The organism is Pseudophaeobacter leonis (genome assembly GCF_002087335.1).
Taxonomy (GTDB): domain Bacteria; phylum Pseudomonadota; class Alphaproteobacteria; order Rhodobacterales; family Rhodobacteraceae; genus Pseudophaeobacter; species Pseudophaeobacter leonis.
This window is the reverse complement of record NZ_MWVJ01000004.1, coordinates 13,076-34,425: the sequence shown is the minus strand read 5'-3', so window position 1 is coordinate 34,425 and position 21,350 is coordinate 13,076. Positions and strand designations below refer to the sequence as shown.

Genomic DNA, 21,350 nt, shown 5'->3' with positions numbered 1-21,350 from the left:
CCAGCCTCTCCCTGGCGCTTTTTGCCGCATCATCTGCCTCTGTCGCATGGGCCGACACCCCCAGCCGCATCGTCTCAATTGGCGGCTCTGTGACCGAGGTCGTCTATGCGCTAAAACAAGAGGCGCGTCTGGTGGCGCGTGATACCACCTCTACCTATCCGCACGCGGCGAACGCGCTGCCAAACGTCGGCTATGCCCGTGCGCTGTCGCCCGAAGGGGTGCTCTCGGTGGATCCTGACCTGATCCTGGCCACCCAGGGTTCTGGCCCGCCAGAAACGCTTGAGGTGCTGAAACAGGCCAATGTGACCTATGTCGAAGTGCCCGAGATCTACACGGCCCAGGGGGTGCTCACCAAGATCGCAACCGTGGCCACAGCTCTGGGTCAGCAGCAGGCCGGAGAGACCCTGGCAGCACAGGTCAGCGCCGAGCTTGACGCGGCCCTGGCGCTGGCCACTGAGGTTGCAGGCGACAGCCCCAAGCGGGTGCTCTTTGTGCTGTCGACCCAGGGCGGCCGGATCACTGTTAGCGGCAAGGATACCGCCGCAGATGGCATCATCGCAATGGCCGGGGCGCAAAATGCGATCACTGCCTTTTCTGGCTATAAGCAGATGACCGACGAGGCAATTGCCGCTGCCGCCCCCGATATTATCCTCGCGATGGACCGCGGCGGCGACCACGGGCTGACCAAGGAGACCCTGCTGACCATGCCTGCGCTGATGCTTACTCCGGCGGCGCAGAATGGCCATCTGGTCCGCATGACCGGGCTGCGCCTGTTGGGCTTTGGCCCCCGCACGGCCACCGCCGTAAAAGAGCTGTCGCAGGCCTTTCATGAGGTCGCCAAGTGAGCGCGTTTTCCACTGAAGTCTCGGCAGCAGACACCATCGACGCAGCCCCTCCCCAGGTGGACAGGCGCCTGCGTGCACGCCGGCTGACAGGAGTGCTGGCCATTGTGCTGCTTGTGGTCTCCATCCTGTCGCTGACCACCGGGGCCTCGGGGGCATCGCTTTGGCGGGCGCTGACGGATCTGGCGGCCGGGCGCGAGCTGTCGGTGATGGACCGGGTGGTGCTGCTGGACATTCGCCTGCCGCGGCTGTGCATGGGGATACTGGTGGGTGCCTCTCTGGCGGTTTCCGGTGCGGTGATGCAGGGGCTGTTTCGCAACCCGCTGGCCGACCCCGGCATTGTTGGCGTCAGCGCCGGAGCCGGGCTGGCGGCCATCTGTGCTATTGTGCTGGGCAGCCTGTTGCCCCTTTCCGTGCAGCAATTTCTGGGGGCCGGACTGGTGCCGGTTGCGGCCTTCTTAGGCGGCTGGGGCTCGACCATGCTGCTGTACCGGGTCTCCACCCGGGGTGGCCAGACCTCGGTGGCGACCATGTTGCTGGCTGGCATCGCGCTTGGTGCGCTGGCGGGCGCGGCCTCTGGCGTGCTGGTGTATTACAGCGATGACAATCAGCTGCGCGATCTCACTTTCTGGGGCATGGGCTCTATCGCCGGCGCCACCTGGATCAAGGTCCTCACAGCACTGCCCATCATCGGGCTGGCGCTGGCAACGGCGCCTTTTCTGGCGCGGGGCCTCAACGGGCTCGCCCTTGGCGAAGCTGCAGCCGGCCACATAGGCATCGCGGTGCAGCGGGTCAAAAACATCTCGATCCTGTCCGTGGCCGGCGCCACGGGGGCTGCGGTTGCGGTCTCGGGGGGCATTGGTTTTATCGGCATCGTGGTGCCGCATCTGTTGCGTCTGGTGACAGGGCCGGACCACCATAGCCTGCTGCCCAATGCGGCCTTGTTGGGGGCCACACTGTTGCTGGCGGCGGATATGATTGCCCGCGTGATTGTCGCCCCGGCAGAGCTGCCCATTGGTATCATCACCGCCATTCTTGGCGCGCCGGTGTTCCTGTGGATCCTGTTGAAACGGCGCGGAGATCTGGGGCTATGAGCATGACAGCACAATTGCAAGCCAAAGGCATCAGCGTCACGCTCGGGCGGCGACAGGTGCTGCAAGGCGTCGACTTTACCGCCTCGGCAGGCCGTGTCACCGCCATCGTCGGCCCCAACGGATCCGGAAAGACAACCCTGTTGCGGGCCATGACCGGCGAGGTGGCGCATCAGGGGCAGGTAACCCTGAATGGCAAGGCCACCGCCACTATGCAGCCCTGGCAACTGGCGGCCATCCGGGCGGTGCAACCGCAAAGCAGCATCATCGCCTTTCCCTTTACCGTGCTTGAGATCGTGCGTCTTGGCCTCAGCGCCGGCCTGTCTGCCGCAGACAGCGCTGTCCCCATGCAGGCCCTCGATGCGGTTGGTCTGGCGGGCTTTGCCGGGCGGATGTATCAGGACCTGTCAGGCGGCGAGCAACAGCGGGTGCAGCTGGCGCGGGTCATCACCCAGGTCTGGGAGCCGGTTGTCGATGCAACACCCCGCTGGCTGATCCTGGATGAGCCTGTTGCCAGCCTCGACATCGGGCATCAGTTCACGGTGATGGATCTGGCCCGCAACTATGCCGCCCGTGGTGGCGGTGTTGTGGCGGTATGCATGACCTCAACCTCACCGCCATGTTTGCCGACCAGGTGGTCCTGATGGAGGCGGGTCGGGTGGCTGCTACCGGCACCCCGGCTGAGGTGCTGACAGATGAGACACTGGCACGCACCTACGGCTGCCCGGTGCCGGTGAACACCACACCACCTGCGCAAATCCCGTTTTTGCTGCCCCAGGCCCGCAGCACAATTGAGGCCCGCACATCCTAGCCTCCGACAGACCCGAAACCTGAACATGGCCCGGCATACAGCCGGGCCTGTTTTGTTTCGCGCAGAAGGTTCAGGCAAGTGGGGCATCTCTCACGGGCTGCCAGGGCATCTTGCAGAGAGCTATTCAAACCAGCGCGCCCAGCCCTCAAGGTAGTAGCCAACCAGCGCATGGGACTGCAGCGTGTTCACCTCAACCGGGATTTCGCCGCTTTCCAAATCGAAAACCTGCGCCACCTGCCAGACCTCAGGCGTGAGGTACTGCAACTGTTGCGACAGCTGTGCAGGCAATGGCAGAGGGCTGCGGCCAGACCCCACAGACGTGGGGCGCAGACTGGCCAGGACAAATCCCCAATCGCCAAAGCTGGGCAGATAGGTGTGATAGGGCTGGGTGAGCAGCCCCGCACCCGGCTTTTGCGGATTGCGGCTGGCCTGCAGGGTGGCGTTGGTCGACCAAAAAGCTTCGCGCGCAAACAAGGGGGATCCCGCCTGCGTGACCAGCACCCCATGCGCGCTGAGACGCTCAACCAGCGCGCCGTAGAACTGACGGCTATAGAGTTTGGACAGCGCCAGATTTTTGGGGTCGGGCAGATCAATGATCACCACATCAAACATCTGATCACTGGCCTCAACAAAGCGCCAGGCATCGGCATTCTGGATCTCGACACGGGGGTCCGACAGGGCACCGGAATTGAGCTTTGATAGCTCAGGATGGTCGCGAAACAGCTCCGTCACACGGGGGTCGAGATCAACCAGCGTGACCTGTTCCACCTCTGGCCAGCGCAGCACCTCGCGCGCGGCCATGCCGTCGCCGCCCCCAAGGATAAGCACCGATGCGCGACGTGGCGCCTGCGCCATGGCCGGGTGCACCAGGCTCTCGTGATAGCGGTGCTCATCCAGGCTGTCGAACTGGATCGAGTAGTCCAGAAACAGCCGGGTGCGACTGCGATAGCGGGTCACGGTGATCTGCTGATAGGGCGTGGCCTCGCTCAGGATGATATCATCCTCAAAGAGGGTGCTCTCGGTCACCGAAACCAGACGCTCTGCCTGCCACAGCCCCACCAGTGTCACTGTAAGGGCCAGCGCCCAGACCGCCACCTGTAACCGGCTGGTCTCGCGGCGAAAGATCCACAGCGACAGGCCTGCGACCACCAGATTGAGCGCGCCAAAGGTGAGGCTCCCGGCCATCAGCCCCAGATGCGGAATGATCAGCAGTGGAAAGGCCAGCGAGGCCGCAAGGGCGCCGATATAGTCGACGCTCAGCACGTTCTCAAAACGAAACTCCGGCGCGCCGATCTCTTTCAGCACCCGCGCGATCAGCGGGATCTCCATCCCCGACAGCAGCCCCACGGTGATCAGCAAACCATAAAGCGGCAGGGTGACGCTTTCCATCCAGGCCAAGTCGAAAAACACCACCGGCGCCATAAAGCCCCCCGCGATGCCCAGCAGGATCTGGGCCCAGACAAAGCCGGACATGGCACGATCGACATAGCGCGACAGCCAGGCTCCCAGCCCCATGGCAGAGAGAAAGATGCCAATCACATAGGAAAACTGCCGCACGGAATCGCCCAGCAGGTAGCTCGAAAGCGTCGCGGCGACCAATTCATAGATCAGGCCGGCCACAGCCACCAAAAAGGTTGCCAGCAAAAGCCAGGTCTCACGCAGGCGCAGGGATGCCGCTGCCACGGCCGGGTCAGCTGATGCGCCTGCCTGCCCTGCCGCGCTGCCCAGATCAGGAGACAATGACGGCCGCGATAATGATCGAGATCGAGATGAACAACATGCCAATCAGCACCGCCAGCGCCATGTTCTGATCCTGTTCAATTTCTTTCATGATCGGAAAGGGCGTCATCCAGTCGATCACCTTCCAGACCATGCCCATCAGGGCCACGCCCACAATGGTATAGAAGACGGTGCTGATCAGCTCAGCCAGGTGAATTGCAGCCAGATACTCCATGAGAATCCTCTCTATTTGATACTTCCATTCAATCCCCGCCCAGCGCTGACCGCGCGGATAGAGCGATCCAGATCACGGCTTTCACCGCCATGACCCAGGTAGGCAACATAGGTGGTTCCGGTGATGGCCGCGGCCGAGAGCAGAAAAAAGATCAGGCGAAAAACAGTCATCTCAGTCATCCTCCTCATCAACCCAGTCACTGCCGCGCCAGCGCGCCTTGTTGTGCAGGAAACCACGTAACGGGGGAACCCCGCCAATAGCGCCAAACCCCAGTGCCAGCACCACCAGCCAGAACCCACTGGAAACGCCCTGTCGGATCCGCAGCTCCAGTGCCGTCATAGGCTGGCTCGTCTGATAGTTATCTTTTGCCTGCGTCCCCCAGCTGCCGCCCTCCTCAAGCTCCAGCGACAGTATGTATGTCCCGGCCAGCGGCGGGAAAAACGCAAGCTTGGCATGGTTAGAGCCCTCGCTCCAGTTGCCGTCCTTATCGCGGCCCTGATAGTATTCAACGGTGCGGCCAGATTCAAACAGCACCTCGCCCTCAGGGCCTTCCAGCTCAACGGCAAAATAGCCCCCGCTGTTACGCGCATTCCCCTTCAGATCAATGCGCGTCAGGCGCCCGGGCTGGCGCACCTCAAACGGAATTTCCACCGGCAACTGGTCCAGACTATACCGGTAGGGCGCGCCCAGGGCTGAGCCGTTTTGAGTGCTCATAAAAAGAGCCAGAAACAGGCACAGCCCCATCGCGCCAAGCCCCGCGACGGACAGGAACCGGGCATTCCCGCCCGCCTTTTGTGGCTGCAACGCATGGGTTCTGCGCGGGGACAACCCTGTGGAAATACCAAAGCCCTGAGAGACGGCAGCCTGATCCAGATAGACCGTGTGATAGATTTCCCGTTCCCGTTTGGTTTCGGAAAACGACAGCATCGCATCCTCTGACATGGCCGAAACGGTGGTGGTCTTTTCGCCCTTCTTGGGAGACCAGGTAAATTCACCCTCCGCAAAGATCACCGCACTGGTGGAGGTCTCATAATACTTGAAAACCTCGCCCTGTGCGCGGACCTGCGGGCGTATCTCGGCCTGCTCTACCCAGTCCACAGACATCCAGCTCACTGGCTTGCGATAGCGCCGTGAAAAGGTGAGATGCCCGTCCTCAACACTTAACCAGGCATAGCCATGGGTGGGTGAAAACAGCTGATGATCAATCCAGCTCCAGCGTCGCGCGCCCCAGACCTCTTCGTGTTCCAACGTGCCAATAACCGTATAGGTCACGCCATACAGCTGCCCCGACATGCCGATCTTTATGGGGCTGTCGGGACGCTTTAGCATATCGAATTTTTGCAGAGCGCGGTAATTGTCCAGCGTATCGAGCGCTGTGCCGCAATAGGCACAGATATGCACCGTGACGCGCCCGCCCCCCAGCACATCCAGCCCCGCGCCACAGGCGGTGCAATTGATCGATTTCAGATCGGGGTTGCGGCTCATGCGGGTTTCACCTCGACCTCAAAGGGGTCGACCCAATGGCCAATGAACCACTCGTATTGCGCGCCTTCGATCTCGGCCGAGAGCACCCTGCCGTCTTCGCCCTGCAGGGTAAGAAACTTGTAGCGCTCGCCCACTGTCAGCTCATGACCAAAACTGCCCCTGAGCCCGGTGCAGGTGCCGGTGCCGACCTCATCCACCCGGAATGCCTCGTTTTGATATAGCAGGGTGCTACCCAGCCGCAGATAGCCATCGTATTTCGGCCAGTCTGTGCGCGCCAAAACCCGTTGCAGGATCAGATCGCCCTCATCCACCGAAATCCAGACCGGTGCGCCCTGGTCATCAATCGCCCAGAACTCGTCCCAGCTGCCGCGCCCATAAGAAAACCGGGCATGGCCCAGCACCTCATAGAGGGTCTTGCCAATGCGCAGACTGTCTCCCAGACCAAAGAGCATCGGCACATCGTGCAAAACGCCCTGCTCGCCCGCCAGACGCAGTCCTGCGTCCTCTAACAGCAGGGTCGTCGTGCAGGAGGCACAGGTGATCATCTTGACGCTTTTGATCGCCGGACTGACCAGATCGCCGCAATTGGGACAGTGCATTTCACTCATACGCCCAATGTCAACAAGCCTGAGAAGAGTGCAAGCGGGAAAAACCAGGCAGATTGCGCATCCCGGCCCCTCTGTTGCCTTGCAACGGAGGCAAGGCAACAGAGGGAACAGTCGCACATCCTGTCCAGTTGGATCGGCTCGTAAAACACACGCTTTTCGGGCAAGATCCAGTTTTGGCCTATCCCCTCTTGCTTTCCCGTTAGCGCTAACTGTATTGCATAAAAGCGGAAGGTATGATTCGGCTATCTGGTTTCGCAAAGGTATTTTAAAATGAACAAAATCTGGGCAGAGCTGGTCGATCACCGCAGGAGCACCTCCGCGACGACAATCACCGAGCTGTTTCAGAACAATCCGAGCCGTTTTCAGTCCTTTTCGGCAGAGAGCGACGGGATACTGCTGGACTACTCCAAAACCTCTCTGGATGAAACGGGTCTGGAACTGCTGTTAGAACTGGCCGAACAGGCGGATCTCGGCAGCCGGATCACCGAGATGTTTCGCGGCGACCAAATCAATGTAACCGAGCGTCGCTCTGTGTTGCACACCGCCCTGCGCAGGCAGGGGGATACACCTGTGCTGGTCGCAGGGGAGGATGTCATGCCCGACATCCGCCATACGCTGCAGCGCATGGAGAGCTTTGCCGGTGCGATCCGCAGTGGGGATCACAAAACTGCGACGGGCGCACGGTTTACCGATGTTGTGAATATCGGCATTGGCGGCTCTGACCTTGGTCCGGTGATGGCCACCCTGGCGCTCAGCCCCTATCACGATGGCCCCCGCTGCCACTATGTCTCCAATGTGGATGGCGCCGATATTACCGACCGCCTAAGGGGGCTGGACCCGCAGACCACGCTGATCATCATTGCCTCCAAGACCTTTACCACCACCGAAACCATGACCAACGCCGAGACCGCCATTGCCTGGCTGCGGGCCGCTCTTGGGGATCAGGCCAGTCAACACCCCGCGGCAGTCTCCAGCGCAAGGGATAAAACCGCCGCATTTGGTATCCCCCCAGAGCGCGTCTTTGGCTTTGCCGACTGGGTTGGCGGGCGTTACTCAATCTGGGGCCCCGTTGGTCTGTCGACGCTGATCGCCGTGGGCCGGGACAATTTCCGCGCATTCCTGAGCGGAGCTGCGGCAATGGACCAACATTTCCAAACAGCCGATCTGCGCTATAATCTTCCGGTATTGCTGGGCCTTACCGGCCTCTGGCACAGCAATATCTGCGGCTATGCCACCCGCGCTATTCTGCCCTACGAGCACCGCCTGGCCCGCCTGCCCGCCTATCTGCAACAGCTGGATATGGAGAGCAACGGCAAGGGCGTCACGCTGGACGGCAGCAAGGTGGCCCGCGCCTCTGGCCCCATTGTCTGGGGTGAGCCCGGCACCAATGGCCAGCACGCCTTTTTTCAGCTGCTGCATCAGGGCACCCATGTGGTGCCGGCCGAATTCCTGATTGCCGCCTCCGGCCACGAAGACGCCCTGTCGCACCAGCATGACCGGCTAAAGGCCAACTGTCTGGCGCAGTCCGAAGCCCTGATGACCGGGCGCTCGACGGAACAGGCCCGCCGTCTGGCCGAAAGCCGTGGCTATGGTGGCGATGATCTGGAACGTATGGCGGCGCATCTGACCTTGCCCGGCAACCGCCCCTCGATCACCCTGGCCTATCCCCGGCTGACGCCCTTTGCCCTAGGCCAGCTGATCGCCCTTTATGAGCACCGCGTCTTCACCGAAGGCGTCATCTGGGGCATAAACTCGTTTGATCAATGGGGCGTCGAGCTTGGCAAAGAGCTTGCCGTCAACCTGCTGCCTCCCCTCCAGGGCGCCTCGGACCCGAGCAAAGACAGCTCGACTCTGGGGCTTGTCGCCAAACTCACCCAGCCCAAACCCGCAACCTGATGCGCGCCCCGCGCGGCGCCACTCCTTACCAGGATCTGATATCGACATGGTTTCCCGCGTTATCCCCGTTGACCCCTTTGATCTGATTCTGTTTGGCGCCACCGGCGATCTGGCCCGGCGCAAGATCCTTCCCAGCCTGTTTCACCGCTATCAGATTGGTCAGTTCAGCCCCGAAAGCCGCATCATCGGCTCGTCGCGCAGCAAACTGGACCGCGCCGGGTTTCAGGATCTGGTCGCCGAGGCCATCCGTGAATTCGGTCAGGCCGGCGAGACCGGTGACGCAGATATTTCGGACTTTGTGCAAATGCTGGACTATGTGCCGGTTGACGCCAAGGGTGACACCGGCTGGCCCGAGCTAAAGGCCCAACTGCGCCCGGATGTTATCCGCGCGTTTTACCTTTCGGTCGGCCCCAGCCTGTTCCCCGATATCGCCAGCCGACTGAGCTCTTTTGGCGTCACCACCCCCGAAAGCCGGATTGTGCTGGAGAAACCCTTTGGCCATGATCTTGCCTCGGCACAGGCGCTGAATGCCGCCCTGAGCAGCCATTTCACCGAAGACCAGATTTACCGCATCGACCACTATCTGGGTAAGGAAACCGTGCAAAACCTGATGGCGCTGCGCTTTGCCAATTCGCTGTTTGAACCGCTGTGGAATTCCACCCATATCGACCATGTGCAGATCACCGTTGCCGAAAGCATTGGCGTCGCCGGGCGCGGCGAATATTATGACCGCTCAGGCGCCATGCGCGACATGGTGCAAAATCACATGATGCAGCTGCTTTGTCTCACCGCAATGGAGCCGCCCTCAAAGTTTACCCCCAATGCGGTGCGCGACGAAAAGGTAAAAGTGATTGAGGCGCTGGAGCCTGTGTCGCAGGAGACCCTCGCCCGTGGGCAATACCGTGCCAGTAGAAGCACGTCCGAGCCGGACAGCTATCTCGATCACGCCAATAATCCCGCCAGCACCACCGAGAGCTTTATCGCCATCAAGGTGCAGGTGGCCAACTGGCGGTGGGCTGGCACGCCATTTTATCTGCGCACGGGCAAATGCCTGCGCGCCCGCGAAAGCGAAATCGCGGTCTACTCCCGCGACCCGCCGCATAATATCTTTGAAGGCGCCGCCGGCGTGCATGGCAATGTGCTGGTGATCCGCCTGCAACCGGATGAAGGCATCACCCTGCGCACCACCATCAAGGATCCCGGCCCCGGCGGCATGCGCCTGACCGCGGCCAATCTGGACATGACCTTTGCCGACTCTCTGCCCGAAGCGGGACGTCCGCAAGATGCCTATGAACGGCTGATCATGGATGTCATCCGCGGCAACCAGACGCTGTTCATGCGCGGCGACGAAGTCGAAGCCGCCTGGGCCTGGGCCGACCCCATCATCGCCGGCTGGAGCCAGGGAGCAGGCGACGCCCCGCAGGCCTATGATCGCGGCAGCTCTGGCCCTGATGACTCTCTTTTGCTGATGCACCGCGACCACCGTCGCTGGCGCGGCATCGGTACATGAACCCCGCTGCCACCTCCGTCCCAACCACGCCCCGTCAGACACCCGAAAGGCATCTCACATGCGCCTGAACAAGACACTCACTGAGGTCACCGACCGGGTCATTGCCCGCAGCGCCACAACTCGCCGCATCTATCTCGACCGCATGGCCGCCGCCACAGGCAAGGGACCCGCACGCGCCCATCTCAGCTGCTCGGGCCAGGCGCATGCCTATGCCGCCGCCGGTGCAGATCAAGCCAGTCTGGCGCAGTCCAGCACGGGCCACCTTGGGATTATCACCGCCTATAACGATATGCTCTCGGCGCATCAGCCGTTTGAAAGCTACCCGGCCCTGATCCGCGATGCCCTGCGCCAGGCAGGTGCCACCGCCCAGGTGGCTGGCGGCGTGCCGGCCATGTGTGACGGGGTCACCCAGGGGGAGGCCGGCATGGAGCTGAGCCTGTTTTCGCGCGACACCATCGCCATGGCCACCGGTATCGCGCTGAGCCACAATGTGTTTGACGCCGCCGTCTACCTTGGGGTTTGTGACAAGATCGTCCCCGGTCTGGTCATCGGCGCGCAGGCCTTTGGTCATATCCCGGCGGTGTTCCTGCCCGCAGGCCCCATGACCAGCGGACTGTCCAACGATGAAAAATCCCAGATCCGGCAGCAGTTCGCCGCCGGCGAGATCAGCCGCGACGTGCTGCTGAAGGCCGAGATGGCCGCCTACCATGGCCCCGGCACCTGTACCTTTTATGGCACCGCCAACTCCAATCAGATGCTGATGGAGTTCATGGGGCTGCACCTGCCCGGCTCCAGCTTTGTCAATCCCGGCACCCCCCTGCGCGAGGCCCTGACGATTGAAGGTTCAAAACGCGCCCTGTCGCTGAGTGCGCTTGGCGACAGCTACACGCCGGTCTGCGAGATCCTCGACGAAAAAACCTATGTGAATGGCATCACCGGGCTGATGGCCACGGGCGGCTCTACCAACCTGCTGATCCACCTTGTTGCCATGGCGCGGGCTGGCGGCATCATACTCGACTGGCAGGACTTTTCCGATCTCTCCGATGTGGTGCCACAGCTCGCCAAGGTCTATCCAAACGGCCTTGCGGATGTGAACCATTTCCATGCGGCCGGCGGTCTCGGCTTTTTGATTGGTGAGCTGCTGAACGCGGGATATCTGCATCCCGACACCAAAACCGTCGCGGGTCCCGGCCTTGAGAGCTACACACAAGAGCCATTTCTCGCCCCCGAGGGGCTGATCTTTCGCCCCGGCACCAAGACCTCTCTGAACGAGGCGATCGTGCGCCCGGCGGATGCGCCATTCCAGCCCACCGGCGGCCTCAAGCGTCTGACAGGCTCCCTTGGCACTGCCGTCATCAAGGTCTCGGCGGTGGATGCCAAACACCAGGTGGTCGAGGCCCCGCGCGGGTCTTTCACGACCAGGACGAGGCCAAGGCCGCCTTTAAGGCGGGCACTTTGACCGGCGACGTCATTGTGGTGGTCCGCTTTCAGGGCCCCAAGGCCAATGGCATGCCAGAGCTGCACAGCCTCACGCCGATGCTGGCCATCCTGCAGGGTCAGGGCCACAAGGTGGCACTGGTCACCGATGGGCGCATGTCTGGCGCCTCGGGCAAGGTACCGGCCGCCATTCACGTGGTCCCCGAAGCGCTGGATGGCGGCCCTATTGCCAAGATCCGCGATGGCGATCTGATCCGGCTGGATGCCAGTGCAGGCACGCTGGAGATCCTCACCAAAGGCGTACTGGAGCGCGCCTGCGCCACCGCTGATCTCAGCGCTTATCAGCATGGTTTGGGCCGCGAGATGTTCGGCCTGTTTCGCCGCGCGGTGACCGCTGCCGACACGGGCGCTACAGTTTTTGATGCAGTTGGGGACTACACTGCGGACCACACTGCAGCCCAGGCCGCAGCCCAAAAAGCCGCCAAAGGAGACTAAGCCCGATGCCTATTTCCCCGGCTGACGCCAGCCAGCGCGCCCGCGAGATCTGCCAGCTGGCCCCCATTGTGCCGGTTCTGGTGGTCAACGACCTCTCAAAGGCCCGCCCACTGGCCAAAGCGCTGGTGGCAGGTGGCTTGCCCGCGCTGGAGGTCACGCTGCGCACTCCGGCGGCGCTGGATGTGATCCGCGAGATGTCGCAGGTTGAGGGCGTTGTGGTGGGGGCCGGAACCCTGATCACCCCCGCCGATGTCACCGCCGCCGTCGCGGCGGGTGCGCAGTTTGGCGTCTCTCCCGGTGCCACCGATGCGCTGCTGGACGCCTGCGAAGAGGCCGACCTGCCGCTGTTGCCCGGCGCAGCCACTGCCTCAGAGGCGATGCGGCTGTTGGCACGGGGCTACGACATGATGAAGTTCTTCCCGGCAGAGGCCTCAGGCGGGGCCCCGGCGCTGAAAGCCATTGGCGCGCCGCTGCCGCAGATCTCTTTTTGCCCCACCGGCGGCGTCAGCCCTCAGAACGCACAGAGCTACCTGTCGCTGCCCAATGTCATTTGCGCCGGCGGCAGCTGGGTCGCCCCTGCGGATCTCGTCGCCGCCGGGGACTGGGACGCGATCACAGACCTGGCCCGTAACGCAAGTCAATTGCCCAGAACTTAACATAAGCTGGGCTTGACTTCAGCTGGGCTTTCTGATGGCTGTTGAACCAATTCAGAATTGGTTCAACAGCAGATGCGGAACGACCCTATGCAAAGCTTTACCACCCGACCCGAAATTCGCGGCAGCTTTGGTGTCGCGACCTCGACACACTGGATCGCCTCGGCCACGGGTTTTGGTATTCTGGAACGCGGTGGCAATGCCTTTGACGCCGCTGTCGCCGCCGGGTTGGTGCTGCAGGTGGTTGAGCCGCATCTGAACGGGCCTGCAGGCGATCTGCCCGCGATTTTTCATTCCGCGACCAGCAACCAGACTCAGGTGCTGGCCGCGCAGGGGCCCGCGCCGGCGGGGGCCACAATCGCGCATTACCGCGCCCAGGGCCTGCAGCTGATCCCCGGATCCGGCCTGCTGTCGACGGTCATTCCCGGTGCCTTTGATGGCTGGATGCTGCTGCTGCGCGATCATGGCAGCATGACGCTGGCCGAGGTCATGGAACCCGCGATCGCCTATGCCCGCGATGGCCACCCCATGCTGCCCCGTGTCGCCCACACGATTGCCGATCTCGCCGCCTATTTTGCCAAAGAGTGGCCCAGCTCTGCCGCGACCTGGTGCCCCGATGGCACGCCGCCTGTGGCAAATGCCAATTTCAAAAACACTGACCTTGCGCAAACCTACCAGCGGCTGGTGGATATCGCCGAGGCCAGCGCCTCCGGGCGTCAGGCCCAGATTGACGCCGCCCGCGAGGCCTGGGCCGGGGGCTTTGTCGCCGAGGCCATCGGCAGCTATCTGGACAGCGCCGAGGTGCATGATGTCTCGGAGCAAAAAAACAGCGCCGTGCTCAACCGCGCCGATCTGGCCAAGTGGCGCGCCGACTATGAAGAGACGCTGTGCTATGACTACCACGGCTGGACGGTTCACAAAACGCAAAGCTGGTCGCAGGGGCCGGTGCTGTTGCAGAGCCTTGCCATCCTGAAACATTTTGACCTCGCAGCGATGGATCCCATGGGGGCCGCGTTCACCCATACGGTCATCGAAGCCATGAAACTGGCCTTTGCTGACCGCGAGGCCTATTATGGTGATCCTGAGTTCAGCGCGGTGCCGATGGATGTGCTCTTGTCCGACGCCTATAACAGCGAACGGGCGCAGCTGATCTCTGAGCAGGCCTCACAGGAACAGCGCCCCGGACGCATTCCAGGCTTTGAAGCGCAGGCCGAGGCCTATGTGCTGCGCGCTGCGCGTGATTTTGGCGTAAAAGACGCCGCGCCGCAGGAGCCAACCATGGCGCATCTCACGGAAAAACGCGGCGACACGGTGCATCTTGATGTGATCGACCGCTGGGGCAATATGGTCTCGGCCACGCCCTCGGGCGGCTGGCTGCAATCCAACCCGGTGATCCCGGGCCTTGGCTTTGCGCTGAACAGCCGCGCCCAGATGTTCTGGCTCGAAGAAGGCCTACCGACCTCGCTGGCGCCGGGGCGTCGGCCGCGTACCACCCTGACGCCGACACTGGCGGAAAAAGACGGCGCAAGGCTGGTGTTTGGCACCCCCGGCGGCGACCAGCAAGACCAGTGGCAACTGATCTGGTTCCTGCGGTTTGTGCATCACGGGCTGGACCTGCAGGCGGGCATGGATGCGCCCCTGTTCCACTCGATGCACTTCCAGAGTAGCTTTTTCCCCCGCGCCGCCCTGCCCGGTGAGATGATGATCGAAGCCGCTGTTGGCGCGGCGGTGATCGAGGATTTACGGCAGCGCGGTCATATCGTTCATGTCGCAGAGGATTGGAGCGTGGGACGCCTGACAGCAGCGCTGCGCCACAGCGATGGAGGCCTGCAGGCCGCCGCCACGCCACGACTGATGCAGGCCTATGCGGTTGGCCGATAACAGCCGCCAAAAACACCAAAGGCGCCCGTAGCGCCGCCGTCCCGGCAAAAAGGAAGACATAGATGTTTGAAATGGAAACCATGATCACACTGGCAGCGGTTGCTGCGGGATCTGGCATTGTTGGCGGTGTGCTGGCGGGGCTTTTGGGCGTTGGCGGTGGCATTGGCATTGTGCCCGCGCTCTATCTCGCCCTGTCGCTCACCGGCATGGATAGTGCTCTGACCATGCAGGTGGCGGTTGGCACCTCGCTGGCGACAATCGTTTTCACCTCGCTGTCCTCCGGCTATGGCCATTATCGCAAAGGCGCCATCGACATGGCCCTGCTCAAGCTCTGGGCCCCTTCGATCCTGATCGGTGTGGTGATTGGCGGCCTGCTGGGTGGCATGGTTTCGGGCAAGGTTCTGATCGCGGTCTTTGCCAGCGTCGCAGCCCTGGTGGCGCTCGACATGATCCTGCGCAAAGGGGCTGACAGCACCACGCCAAAGAGCTTCTCTAAGCCGACCTGGGCCGGGTTGGGCGTGGTGGCCGGCGCGGTTTCGGCAATGATGGGCATTGGCGGCGGCACTGTCTGCGTTCCGCTGCTCAATTTCCTTGGCTATGACATTCGCAAAGCCGTCGGCACCTCCGCCGCCATTGGCTTTGTCATCGGCCTGCCCGGTGCCCTGATCTATATGGCCACCGGCTTTGGTGCCGAAGGGCTGCCGCCTTTCTCCCTTGGCTATGTCAATCTGTTCTGTGCCGCAGTGATCATCCCGCTGAGCACAACCTTTGCCCGCGTAGGGGTCAGGCTGGCCCACAGCATTCCACGACGTGCCCTGCGGCTGGCCTTTGGGGTTTTCCTGATGCTCACGTCCGCCCGCATGTTCAGCGATCTCATAGGTCTGTAACCCCTTATGCCCGATACGCCCCGCCTGTCGCACGCGCCGCCAAAGGCCAGCCGCTCTGTCAGTCCCTCTGCCGACCCCTCTGTCGGCCTCTCTGCAGACATAGATCTGATTGCGACCCTGCGCCGGGAGATCGCAGCAGGCACATTGCAGCGCGGCGACCGCCTGCCACCAGAGCGTGAAATGGCGCATTACTTTGGTGTCAGTCGCGCCCGGCTGCGTCAGGCCCTGGATATACTGGCAACTGAAGGCGCGCTGTTTCGCCGTCGGGGGCAAGGGACCTTTGTGCAGCCGCCTCCCGCCACCGACGCCGCGCGCCTCAAAAGCCTGGCCCTGCGGGTGAGCCCCAAAGAAGTGATGGAAGTCCGGATGGAAGTTGAACCTGCGCTGGCCGGTCTTGCCGCTCTGCGTGCAGATGAAACCTCGCGGGAGAGTTTTGCCCAGGCTGCCAGAGCCACGCTGAACGCCCCGGATCAGACTGCCTATGATGCCGCCGATGATATCTTTCACTACAAGATCGCGCAGATGGCGCAGAACCCGCTGTTTCTGACGGTCTATGAGGCCATTCGTTCGGTTCGGGCTCAGACCCTCTGGGCTCGCAAGCGCGCAGCGACGTATTCAGCCCAGAGCACCGCTCTTTTGGGGCAACAGCATCAAACCCTCGCCGACGCAATTCTGCGCGGCGACAGTCTGGCCGCGACGCAGGCCATGCAGTCCCACCTGCAAAGCGTCGCCGAGATCCTGCAGCAGGACGAAGAGGGCGAACAGTGAGATGGACAATATGTCCCAACAGGCGCGAAAACCCCATAAGGCATTGCCCTAAACGTAAAAATCAGAACGCAAACATACAATGCCGGGCGGAATTTTTAATTCCTTAAGAAACAGCCATTAGAGATCAGTCAAACAACTTAATGGTGTGCCTCTTTATGTTCCGCAACTTTTCAATCACAGCGCGGCTGATACTCCTTTGTTTTATTTCGGTATCAGCTATCGTTCTCCTCACGAGTTTTGCCGCATACACTCTTTGGCAAAGCAAACTGGAGCAGACCCGGCAGACCTCGTTGCAGGACGCCCGGCAACAGCAAATGACGTTTTCTGTGATGCAGGAAAGGATTGACTCCCTTGTTCTCTCCAGCCTTCTTAGTCCCTCTGAGGTTTCCACAGAGCAAAAGACTGAACAGGAAACCAAACTCAAAGCCGATGGCAAAACTTTACGCGCAGCGCTTACCGCTATCCAGACCTTTGAGCAGACCCTGAGCCAGAGCTCTGGCCAGCCCCCTGAACAGATACCTGACCTCTCTGAGGTGCTCTCAGCAGCGCTGCCCCTTGCGGATGCGTTCATCCTCTCCAGTCAGGCGATGCAGACACAGGCGCGCGCAGATCGTGCAGCTGCAATGTCTGCCTTGCCTGCATATCAGGAAAAGTCACGCGCGCTGAAAGACATGCTTGCTCCGCTGCGCGGCGGCCTGGAAAGCCTGGCGGAGGCCGCAACGCGACGGGCCGATTTGCAAAACACTACCTTGCTCTATCTGCTGCTTGCCATTTCCGGCACCTTCACGGGCCTTGTTCTGCATCACGCGCGCAAATCTACCCTGACCATCATCCGGCCGATCGAACGTCTGCGCGACGCGCTGAAAGAGGTCTCTGATGGGAACTTTGACCTCAAAGTCTCAAATCGTATGCGGGCAGATGATTTTGGCAAAATTGCCCATGACATTGATCTGATCTCGCAGCGCGTTGTGAAAACTCTGGCAGAGCAGAATGCGCTGCGGGCGGAAGGGGAACGCGTCATTTCCCGTCTGGGTGCCGGGCTGAAAAAGCTCTCGACAGGCGATCTCAGTGACCAGATCATGGAGAGCTTCAACGAGGAGTATGAAGCGCTCAGTGTGGATTTCAACGAAACGGTCAACCAGCTGAATATCCTGATTTCAAAGGTCGTTCAGGCCAGCACGAGCATTCAGGCCCGCTCAGAAGAAATCCACAATGCGTCGCAGGATCTTTCGCTTCGCACCTCCAGCCAGGCCACCACCCTGGAAGAGACTGCAGAAGCGCTGGAGCATATGACCAATAGCGTCAATACCGCCGCGCAGAACACCAAAGACGTCGAAGCCGCCGTGGTCACGGCCCGCAAAGAGGTGGAACACAGCGGTCGCGTGGTCGAAGGGGCAATTGCCGCGATGAACGAAATCGAAACCTCGTCCAGCCGCATTTCGCAGATTATTGGCGTCATCGATGACATCGCCTTCCAGACCAACCTTCTGGCGCTGAACGCAGGTGTAGAAGCGGCCCGGGCCGGTGAAGTTGGCCGCGGCTTTGCTGTTGTTGCCTCCGAGGTCCGCGATCTGGCCCAGCGCTCGTCTGATGCGGCGAAAGAGATCAAAATTCTGATCAGCACCAGCTCTCAACATGTTCAGGACGGAGTTCACCAGGTCGATGGCGCAGGCAAGGCTCTTGAGGCCGTGGTCCGCCAGGTGGCGCATATCTCTGACCTCGTTTCCGGTATTTCCACCGTCTCTGCAGAGCAGGCCAATGACATCAATGAAGTCAACAACGGTGTGGCGCAACTGGATCAGGTCACCCAGAAGAATGCGACCATGGTGACCGAGTCCAGCACTGCAATCCAGTCGCTTAACCGCGAAACGCTTGGCCTCAACCAGCTTGTGGGCCAGTTTGTGCTGCGCACGGATGACGGGGCCGATGTTGCCGAGGCCGAATTTGAGCCGGAAAGCCAAGCAGAGTTTGCCGCAGAGGCAGAGCTGCAAAGTTCTGATCTTTTTGCCGAGGACGAAGAACCCCTCCCCCGCTCTGCCTAGATTGGGGCCTGTCCTGACTGGTACGAGGCCGCACGTCAGGACAGCTCGACCGCAAGGCCGGGCCAAACCCCAGAACGGGGCGAACGCTCTAACCTGCGGGCGGCGGGATAAGCCAGGCTCTGAGATAGGTCAGTAGTCGGTCGTCCAGACTTTGCGTGTTGTGCAAGGCGCAGAAATGCAGCGCCATAGACTGCACGCTAAAGGCCTGCACCCCTTCGGACAGCAGGTGTGGGCTGACATCACGGCGGAAAGGCCCAGCCGCGATCCAAGCCGCTACAATACGCTCGTGACGATCAAAGGTTGTCGCGATGTGGCCAATCTCTTCGACAGCGGCAGCGCCGGAATACCGCAGAATGACATCAAAGACATATCGTTCACAGGTCATGAAACGAACCAAAGGCATCAGGGCCTCGACGAGTTCGCTGACACTGGAAGGGGCCGCAAGCAATTCTGCCTCGTCCAGGCAGCGGTCGATGCGCTGCCCGATCAGCAGGTCCATCAGGGCATCTTTGTCGGCAAAATGCGCAAAGAAGGTGCCCTTGGCGACCCCAGCCATTTGCACCACCTCTTCAACCCGCAAAGCCCCATAGCCTTTTTCTGTCACAAGGGCGGTTGCGGCCTCGATCAATCGGGCCCTTGTGGCCAGAGTGCGTTTTTGTACTGCTTTCGTCATGATGCCATTTTGCGCCTAAATGGCACGGCTGGCAATTTCAAAATGACCGGGGTCATCTTAAAGGCCTGCCTGAGCTGCGCGCCCTTCGCAACAGCCGCTTCCCACACGCCACAGTTCACGCCACAGTTCACGCTACAGTTCGCACTACAGGCGCCTTGCGCCGTCATACTGCTGTGACGAATCTCAAATATGTGGATGGAAACGTTTCCAAAGAGACTTCTCACATGCTCCCTTTGCCCCCTGCCACAATCAAAGACGTCGCACGGCTCGCAGGATGCGGCATAGCAACCGCCAGCCGGGTGTTGAACAAATCCGGCCCCGCAAGCACGGACATGCGCGAACGGGTCGAACGTGCCGCCCGTGATTTGGGGTTTAGCTTTAACGCCGCAGGCCGGGCGCTGCAAAGTCGCAAATCCATGACAATTGGCTGTCTGGTGCCCTCTTTGGCAAATCCGGTTTTTGCCGAAGCGGTGCAGGGCGTGCAGTCAGAGCTTTTGGGATCCGGCTACCAGATCCTGATTTCCTGTTCGAACTATGACGATGCGGCAGACAATGCCGCCATCACGACTCTGCTGGAAAACAGCGTGGACGGGATCATTGCCACCATGGTCGCACCGGATCGCAGCGCCGCCCTGATGCAGGCAAAACAGCGCGGCATCCCTGTCTCCCTGATGTTTCATGACCCGCTTGACGGCATGGTGACCACCTATGTTGATAACTTTGTTGCCGCCGGTGAGGTTGCACGCCGTTTTGCAACCTCTGGCCACAGGCGTGTTGGTTTTTTGGCGCTGCGCTTTTCGACCTCTGACCGTTCGCGCAATCGATATGCCGGGTTTCATGCCCAGTGCAGAGCACGCGGGCTGGCCGACCCGAGCCTGATAGAAATCAGCGAAGAGGAGGCGCGCTACCCCGAACGGCTGGCCGCCACCCTGGCCCGGTACCGCGATGTCACGGCGCTGTTTGCATCGAATGACTTTCTCGCCATCGCGGTGCAAAAAGCGGCCCGCCACCTGGGCTGGCAGGTGCCGCAGGATCTGTCCGTTGTAGGGTTTGACGGCATCGAAGTCGGGCGGCTTCTTGAGACGCCACTGACCACCATTGAAACCTCACCAGAAGCGATGGGGCAGCGCGCTGCCCAGTCGCTTTTGAACGCATTGCAGGGCCTTGGTCTGACGCAACAGCCGCCCCTGCCCTTCTCTTTTCGGGAGGGCGAGACCCTCGCGGCTCCCAACCCGAAAAGGACTGACGACGACCGGGTAGCCGCCCAACCGTCGTCTGTTCCCCCCGCTCAAGCTCCAAAGCAATGAAGGACGAACACATGAAACATACACTTTTGGCTGCCCTGGCTGCAACCACCCTCGCAGCACCCGCCTTTGCAGAAGACGCCATCTGCTACAACTGCCCGCCCCAATGGGCCGACTGGGCCTCTATGCTGGACGCCATCGACGAAAAGCTCGATATCCAGATGCCGCATGACAATAAAAACTCTGGCCAGACCATCAGCCAGTTGATCGCAGAACGGGCCAGCCCGGTGGCAGACGTTGCCTACTACGGCGTCACAACCGGCATCAAGGCCGGCGCTGATGACCTGGTGGAGCCTTATAAACCGGCCGATTTTGACGACATCCCTGAGGGTCTGAAAGACGCAGATGGCAAATGGTTTGCCATTCACTACGGCACGATTGGCTTTTTCGTGAACGTCGACGCATTGGGCGGCGCGCCTGTTCCGCAGTGTTTTGCCGACCTGACCAAACCCGCATACCGCGGCATGGTGGGCTATCTTGATCCGTCATCGGCATTTGTCGGCTACGCAGGGGCAGTTGCGGTGAACCAGGCCTTTGGCGGCGATCTGAACAACTTTGACCCTGCCATCAAATACTTTAACGATCTGGCCAAAAACGCGCCCATCGTCCCCAAACAAACCTCGTTTGCGCGGGTTGTTTCCGGCGAAATTCCAATCCTGTTTGACTATGATTTCAACGCCTATCGCGGCAAATACGAAGAAGACGGCACCTTCGAATTCGTTCTGCCCTGCGAAGGCTCGTTGCGCGTGCCCTATGTCATGAGCCTTGTGAAGGATGCGCCAAACCCAGACGCGGGCAAACGCGTGCTGGATTTCATCCTCTCCGACGAAGGTCAGGCGATCTGGACCAATGCCTATTTGCAGCCCGCCCGCCCTGTTGCCCTGCCCGCTGATGTGGCCGCCAAATTCCTGCCTGCCAGCGAATACGAGCGCGCGGCATCGGTTGACTATGGCGATATGGCGGCCGTGCAGGCCAGCTTTGGCGAGCGCTATTTGTCCGAAGTAAAATAATCT

General features: G+C 61.2%; 17 protein-coding genes and 2 pseudogenes. 13 read left to right on the top strand and 6 right to left on the bottom strand.

Going from position 1 to position 21,350, the window contains the following annotated elements:
• The 3 genes and pseudogenes from B4968_RS01685 to B4968_RS01675 form a co-directional block, all read left to right on the top strand.
• Positions 1–845: heme/hemin ABC transporter substrate-binding protein (locus B4968_RS01685; protein WP_338153186.1), on the top strand; the 845-nt coding region annotated here is incomplete at its 5' end.
• Positions 842–1,936, top strand: a complete 1,095-nt coding sequence (locus tag B4968_RS01680; RefSeq protein ID WP_083096059.1) for a FecCD family ABC transporter permease — start codon at positions 842–844, stop codon at positions 1,934–1,936. The genes B4968_RS01685 and B4968_RS01680, both read left to right, overlap by 4 nt.
• A gap of 2 nt (positions 1,937–1,938) precedes the next feature.
• Positions 1,939–2,744 (top strand): annotated as a pseudogene (locus B4968_RS01675) (heme ABC transporter ATP-binding protein).
• A gap of 120 nt (positions 2,745–2,864) precedes the next feature.
• On the opposite strand, the gene B4968_RS01670 reads toward B4968_RS01675, so the two are convergent.
• Genes B4968_RS01670 through B4968_RS01655 form a run of 5 tightly spaced genes read right to left on the bottom strand, consistent with a single transcriptional unit; the run spans position 2,865 to position 6,791 of the window.
• Entirely contained in the window at positions 2,865–4,427 is a 1,563-nt protein-coding gene (locus tag B4968_RS01670; RefSeq protein ID WP_083096063.1) for a polyamine aminopropyltransferase, read from the bottom strand.
• A 46-nt stretch (positions 4,428–4,473) separates the two neighbouring features.
• Positions 4,474–4,698: a DUF350 domain-containing protein gene (locus B4968_RS01665; RefSeq protein ID WP_083096057.1), complete on the bottom strand. Its 225-nt coding sequence runs from the start codon at positions 4,696–4,698 to the stop codon at positions 4,474–4,476.
• 11 nt (positions 4,699–4,709) lie between these two features.
• A complete protein-coding gene (locus B4968_RS23690) occupies positions 4,710–4,868 on the bottom strand; it encodes a hypothetical protein (protein ID WP_162843557.1) in 159 nt (52 codons plus the stop codon).
• 1 nt (position 4,869) lies between these two features.
• Positions 4,870–6,183 carry a DUF4178 domain-containing protein gene (locus tag B4968_RS01660; protein ID WP_083096056.1) on the bottom strand — a complete coding sequence of 438 codons (1,314 nt, stop codon included), beginning with the start codon at positions 6,181–6,183 and terminating at the stop codon, positions 4,870–4,872.
• Entirely contained in the window at positions 6,180–6,791 is a 612-nt protein-coding gene (locus B4968_RS01655) for a DUF4178 domain-containing protein (RefSeq protein ID WP_083096054.1), read from the bottom strand. Before B4968_RS01655 ends, B4968_RS01660 begins: the two co-directional genes overlap by 4 nt.
• Positions 6,792–7,061: 270 nt before the next feature.
• Between B4968_RS01655 and pgi the strand changes: the two genes are divergently transcribed.
• The 8 genes and pseudogenes from pgi to B4968_RS01615 all read left to right on the top strand — a co-directional run bounded on the left by pgi (position 7,062) and on the right by B4968_RS01615 (position 18,360).
• Positions 7,062–8,687, top strand: coding sequence for a glucose-6-phosphate isomerase (gene pgi, locus B4968_RS01650; RefSeq protein ID WP_083096053.1), 1,626 nt, complete (start codon positions 7,062–7,064; stop codon positions 8,685–8,687).
• A 46-nt stretch (positions 8,688–8,733) separates the two neighbouring features.
• Complete coding sequence (zwf, locus tag B4968_RS01645; protein ID WP_083096051.1) at positions 8,734–10,197, top strand: glucose-6-phosphate dehydrogenase; 1,464 nt, start codon at positions 8,734–8,736, stop codon at positions 10,195–10,197.
• A 58-nt stretch (positions 10,198–10,255) separates the two neighbouring features.
• Positions 10,256–12,129, top strand: a pseudogene (gene edd, locus B4968_RS01640) (phosphogluconate dehydratase).
• A gap of 5 nt (positions 12,130–12,134) precedes the next feature.
• The gene (locus B4968_RS01635) at positions 12,135–12,785 is read left to right on the top strand and encodes a bifunctional 4-hydroxy-2-oxoglutarate aldolase/2-dehydro-3-deoxy-phosphogluconate aldolase (protein ID WP_083096049.1); all 651 of its coding nucleotides are present in this window, start codon (positions 12,135–12,137) and stop codon (positions 12,783–12,785) included.
• An 87-nt stretch (positions 12,786–12,872) separates the two neighbouring features.
• Positions 12,873–14,663 carry a gamma-glutamyltransferase family protein gene (locus tag B4968_RS01630; protein ID WP_083096047.1) on the top strand — a complete coding sequence of 597 codons (1,791 nt, stop codon included), beginning with the start codon at positions 12,873–12,875 and terminating at the stop codon, positions 14,661–14,663.
• 62 nt (positions 14,664–14,725) lie between these two features.
• Complete coding sequence (locus B4968_RS01625; protein WP_083096045.1) at positions 14,726–15,550, top strand: sulfite exporter TauE/SafE family protein; 825 nt, start codon at positions 14,726–14,728, stop codon at positions 15,548–15,550.
• A gap of 6 nt (positions 15,551–15,556) precedes the next feature.
• A complete protein-coding gene (locus B4968_RS01620) occupies positions 15,557–16,318 on the top strand; it encodes a FadR/GntR family transcriptional regulator (protein WP_083096043.1) in 762 nt (253 codons plus the stop codon).
• 314 nt (positions 16,319–16,632) lie between these two features.
• Positions 16,633–18,360: a methyl-accepting chemotaxis protein gene (locus tag B4968_RS01615; protein WP_241525500.1), complete on the top strand. Its 1,728-nt coding sequence runs from the start codon at positions 16,633–16,635 to the stop codon at positions 18,358–18,360.
• An 88-nt stretch (positions 18,361–18,448) separates the two neighbouring features.
• Here the strand turns inward: B4968_RS01615 and B4968_RS01610 are convergent, their stop codons facing one another.
• Positions 18,449–19,033, bottom strand: coding sequence for a TetR/AcrR family transcriptional regulator (locus B4968_RS01610; RefSeq protein ID WP_083096041.1), 585 nt, complete (start codon positions 19,031–19,033; stop codon positions 18,449–18,451).
• Positions 19,034–19,257: 224 nt separating this feature from the next.
• Here B4968_RS01610 and B4968_RS01605 point away from each other — a divergent pair, with 224 nt between their 5' ends.
• Together B4968_RS01605 and B4968_RS01600 are read left to right on the top strand one after the other, a co-directional pair.
• Entirely contained in the window at positions 19,258–20,340 is a 1,083-nt protein-coding gene (locus B4968_RS01605) for a LacI family DNA-binding transcriptional regulator (RefSeq protein ID WP_083096038.1), read from the top strand.
• 11 nt (positions 20,341–20,351) lie between these two features.
• Positions 20,352–21,347, top strand: coding sequence for an ABC transporter substrate-binding protein (locus B4968_RS01600; protein WP_083096036.1), 996 nt, complete (start codon positions 20,352–20,354; stop codon positions 21,345–21,347).
• Positions 21,348–21,350 lie beyond the last annotated feature (3 nt).

What these genes read in the sequence shown, in the direction of transcription:
- B4968_RS01665 (WP_083096057.1), bottom strand. Translation starts at nt 4,698, where the DNA reads ATGGAGTATCTGGCTGCAATTCACCTGGCTGAGCTGATCAGCACCGTC.
- B4968_RS23690 (WP_162843557.1), bottom strand. Translation starts at nt 4,868, where the DNA reads ATGACTGTTTTTCGCCTGATCTTTTTTCTGCTCTCGGCCGCGGCCATC.
- B4968_RS01660 (WP_083096056.1), bottom strand. Translation starts at nt 6,183, where the DNA reads ATGAGCCGCAACCCCGATCTGAAATCGATCAATTGCACCGCCTGTGGC.
- B4968_RS01655 (WP_083096054.1), bottom strand. Translation starts at nt 6,791, where the DNA reads ATGAGTGAAATGCACTGTCCCAATTGCGGCGATCTGGTCAGTCCGGCG.
- pgi (WP_083096053.1), top strand. Translation starts at nt 7,062, where the DNA reads ATGAACAAAATCTGGGCAGAGCTGGTCGATCACCGCAGGAGCACCTCC.
- zwf (WP_083096051.1), top strand. Translation starts at nt 8,734, where the DNA reads ATGGTTTCCCGCGTTATCCCCGTTGACCCCTTTGATCTGATTCTGTTT.
- B4968_RS01635 (WP_083096049.1), top strand. Translation starts at nt 12,135, where the DNA reads ATGCCTATTTCCCCGGCTGACGCCAGCCAGCGCGCCCGCGAGATCTGC.
- B4968_RS01630 (WP_083096047.1), top strand. Translation starts at nt 12,873, where the DNA reads ATGCAAAGCTTTACCACCCGACCCGAAATTCGCGGCAGCTTTGGTGTC.
- B4968_RS01625 (WP_083096045.1), top strand. Translation starts at nt 14,726, where the DNA reads ATGTTTGAAATGGAAACCATGATCACACTGGCAGCGGTTGCTGCGGGA.
- B4968_RS01620 (WP_083096043.1), top strand. Translation starts at nt 15,557, where the DNA reads ATGCCCGATACGCCCCGCCTGTCGCACGCGCCGCCAAAGGCCAGCCGC.
- B4968_RS01615 (WP_241525500.1), top strand. Translation starts at nt 16,633, where the DNA reads ATGACGTTTTCTGTGATGCAGGAAAGGATTGACTCCCTTGTTCTCTCC.
- B4968_RS01610 (WP_083096041.1), bottom strand. Translation starts at nt 19,033, where the DNA reads ATGACGAAAGCAGTACAAAAACGCACTCTGGCCACAAGGGCCCGATTG.
- B4968_RS01605 (WP_083096038.1), top strand. Translation starts at nt 19,258, where the DNA reads ATGCTCCCTTTGCCCCCTGCCACAATCAAAGACGTCGCACGGCTCGCA.
- B4968_RS01600 (WP_083096036.1), top strand. Translation starts at nt 20,352, where the DNA reads ATGAAACATACACTTTTGGCTGCCCTGGCTGCAACCACCCTCGCAGCA.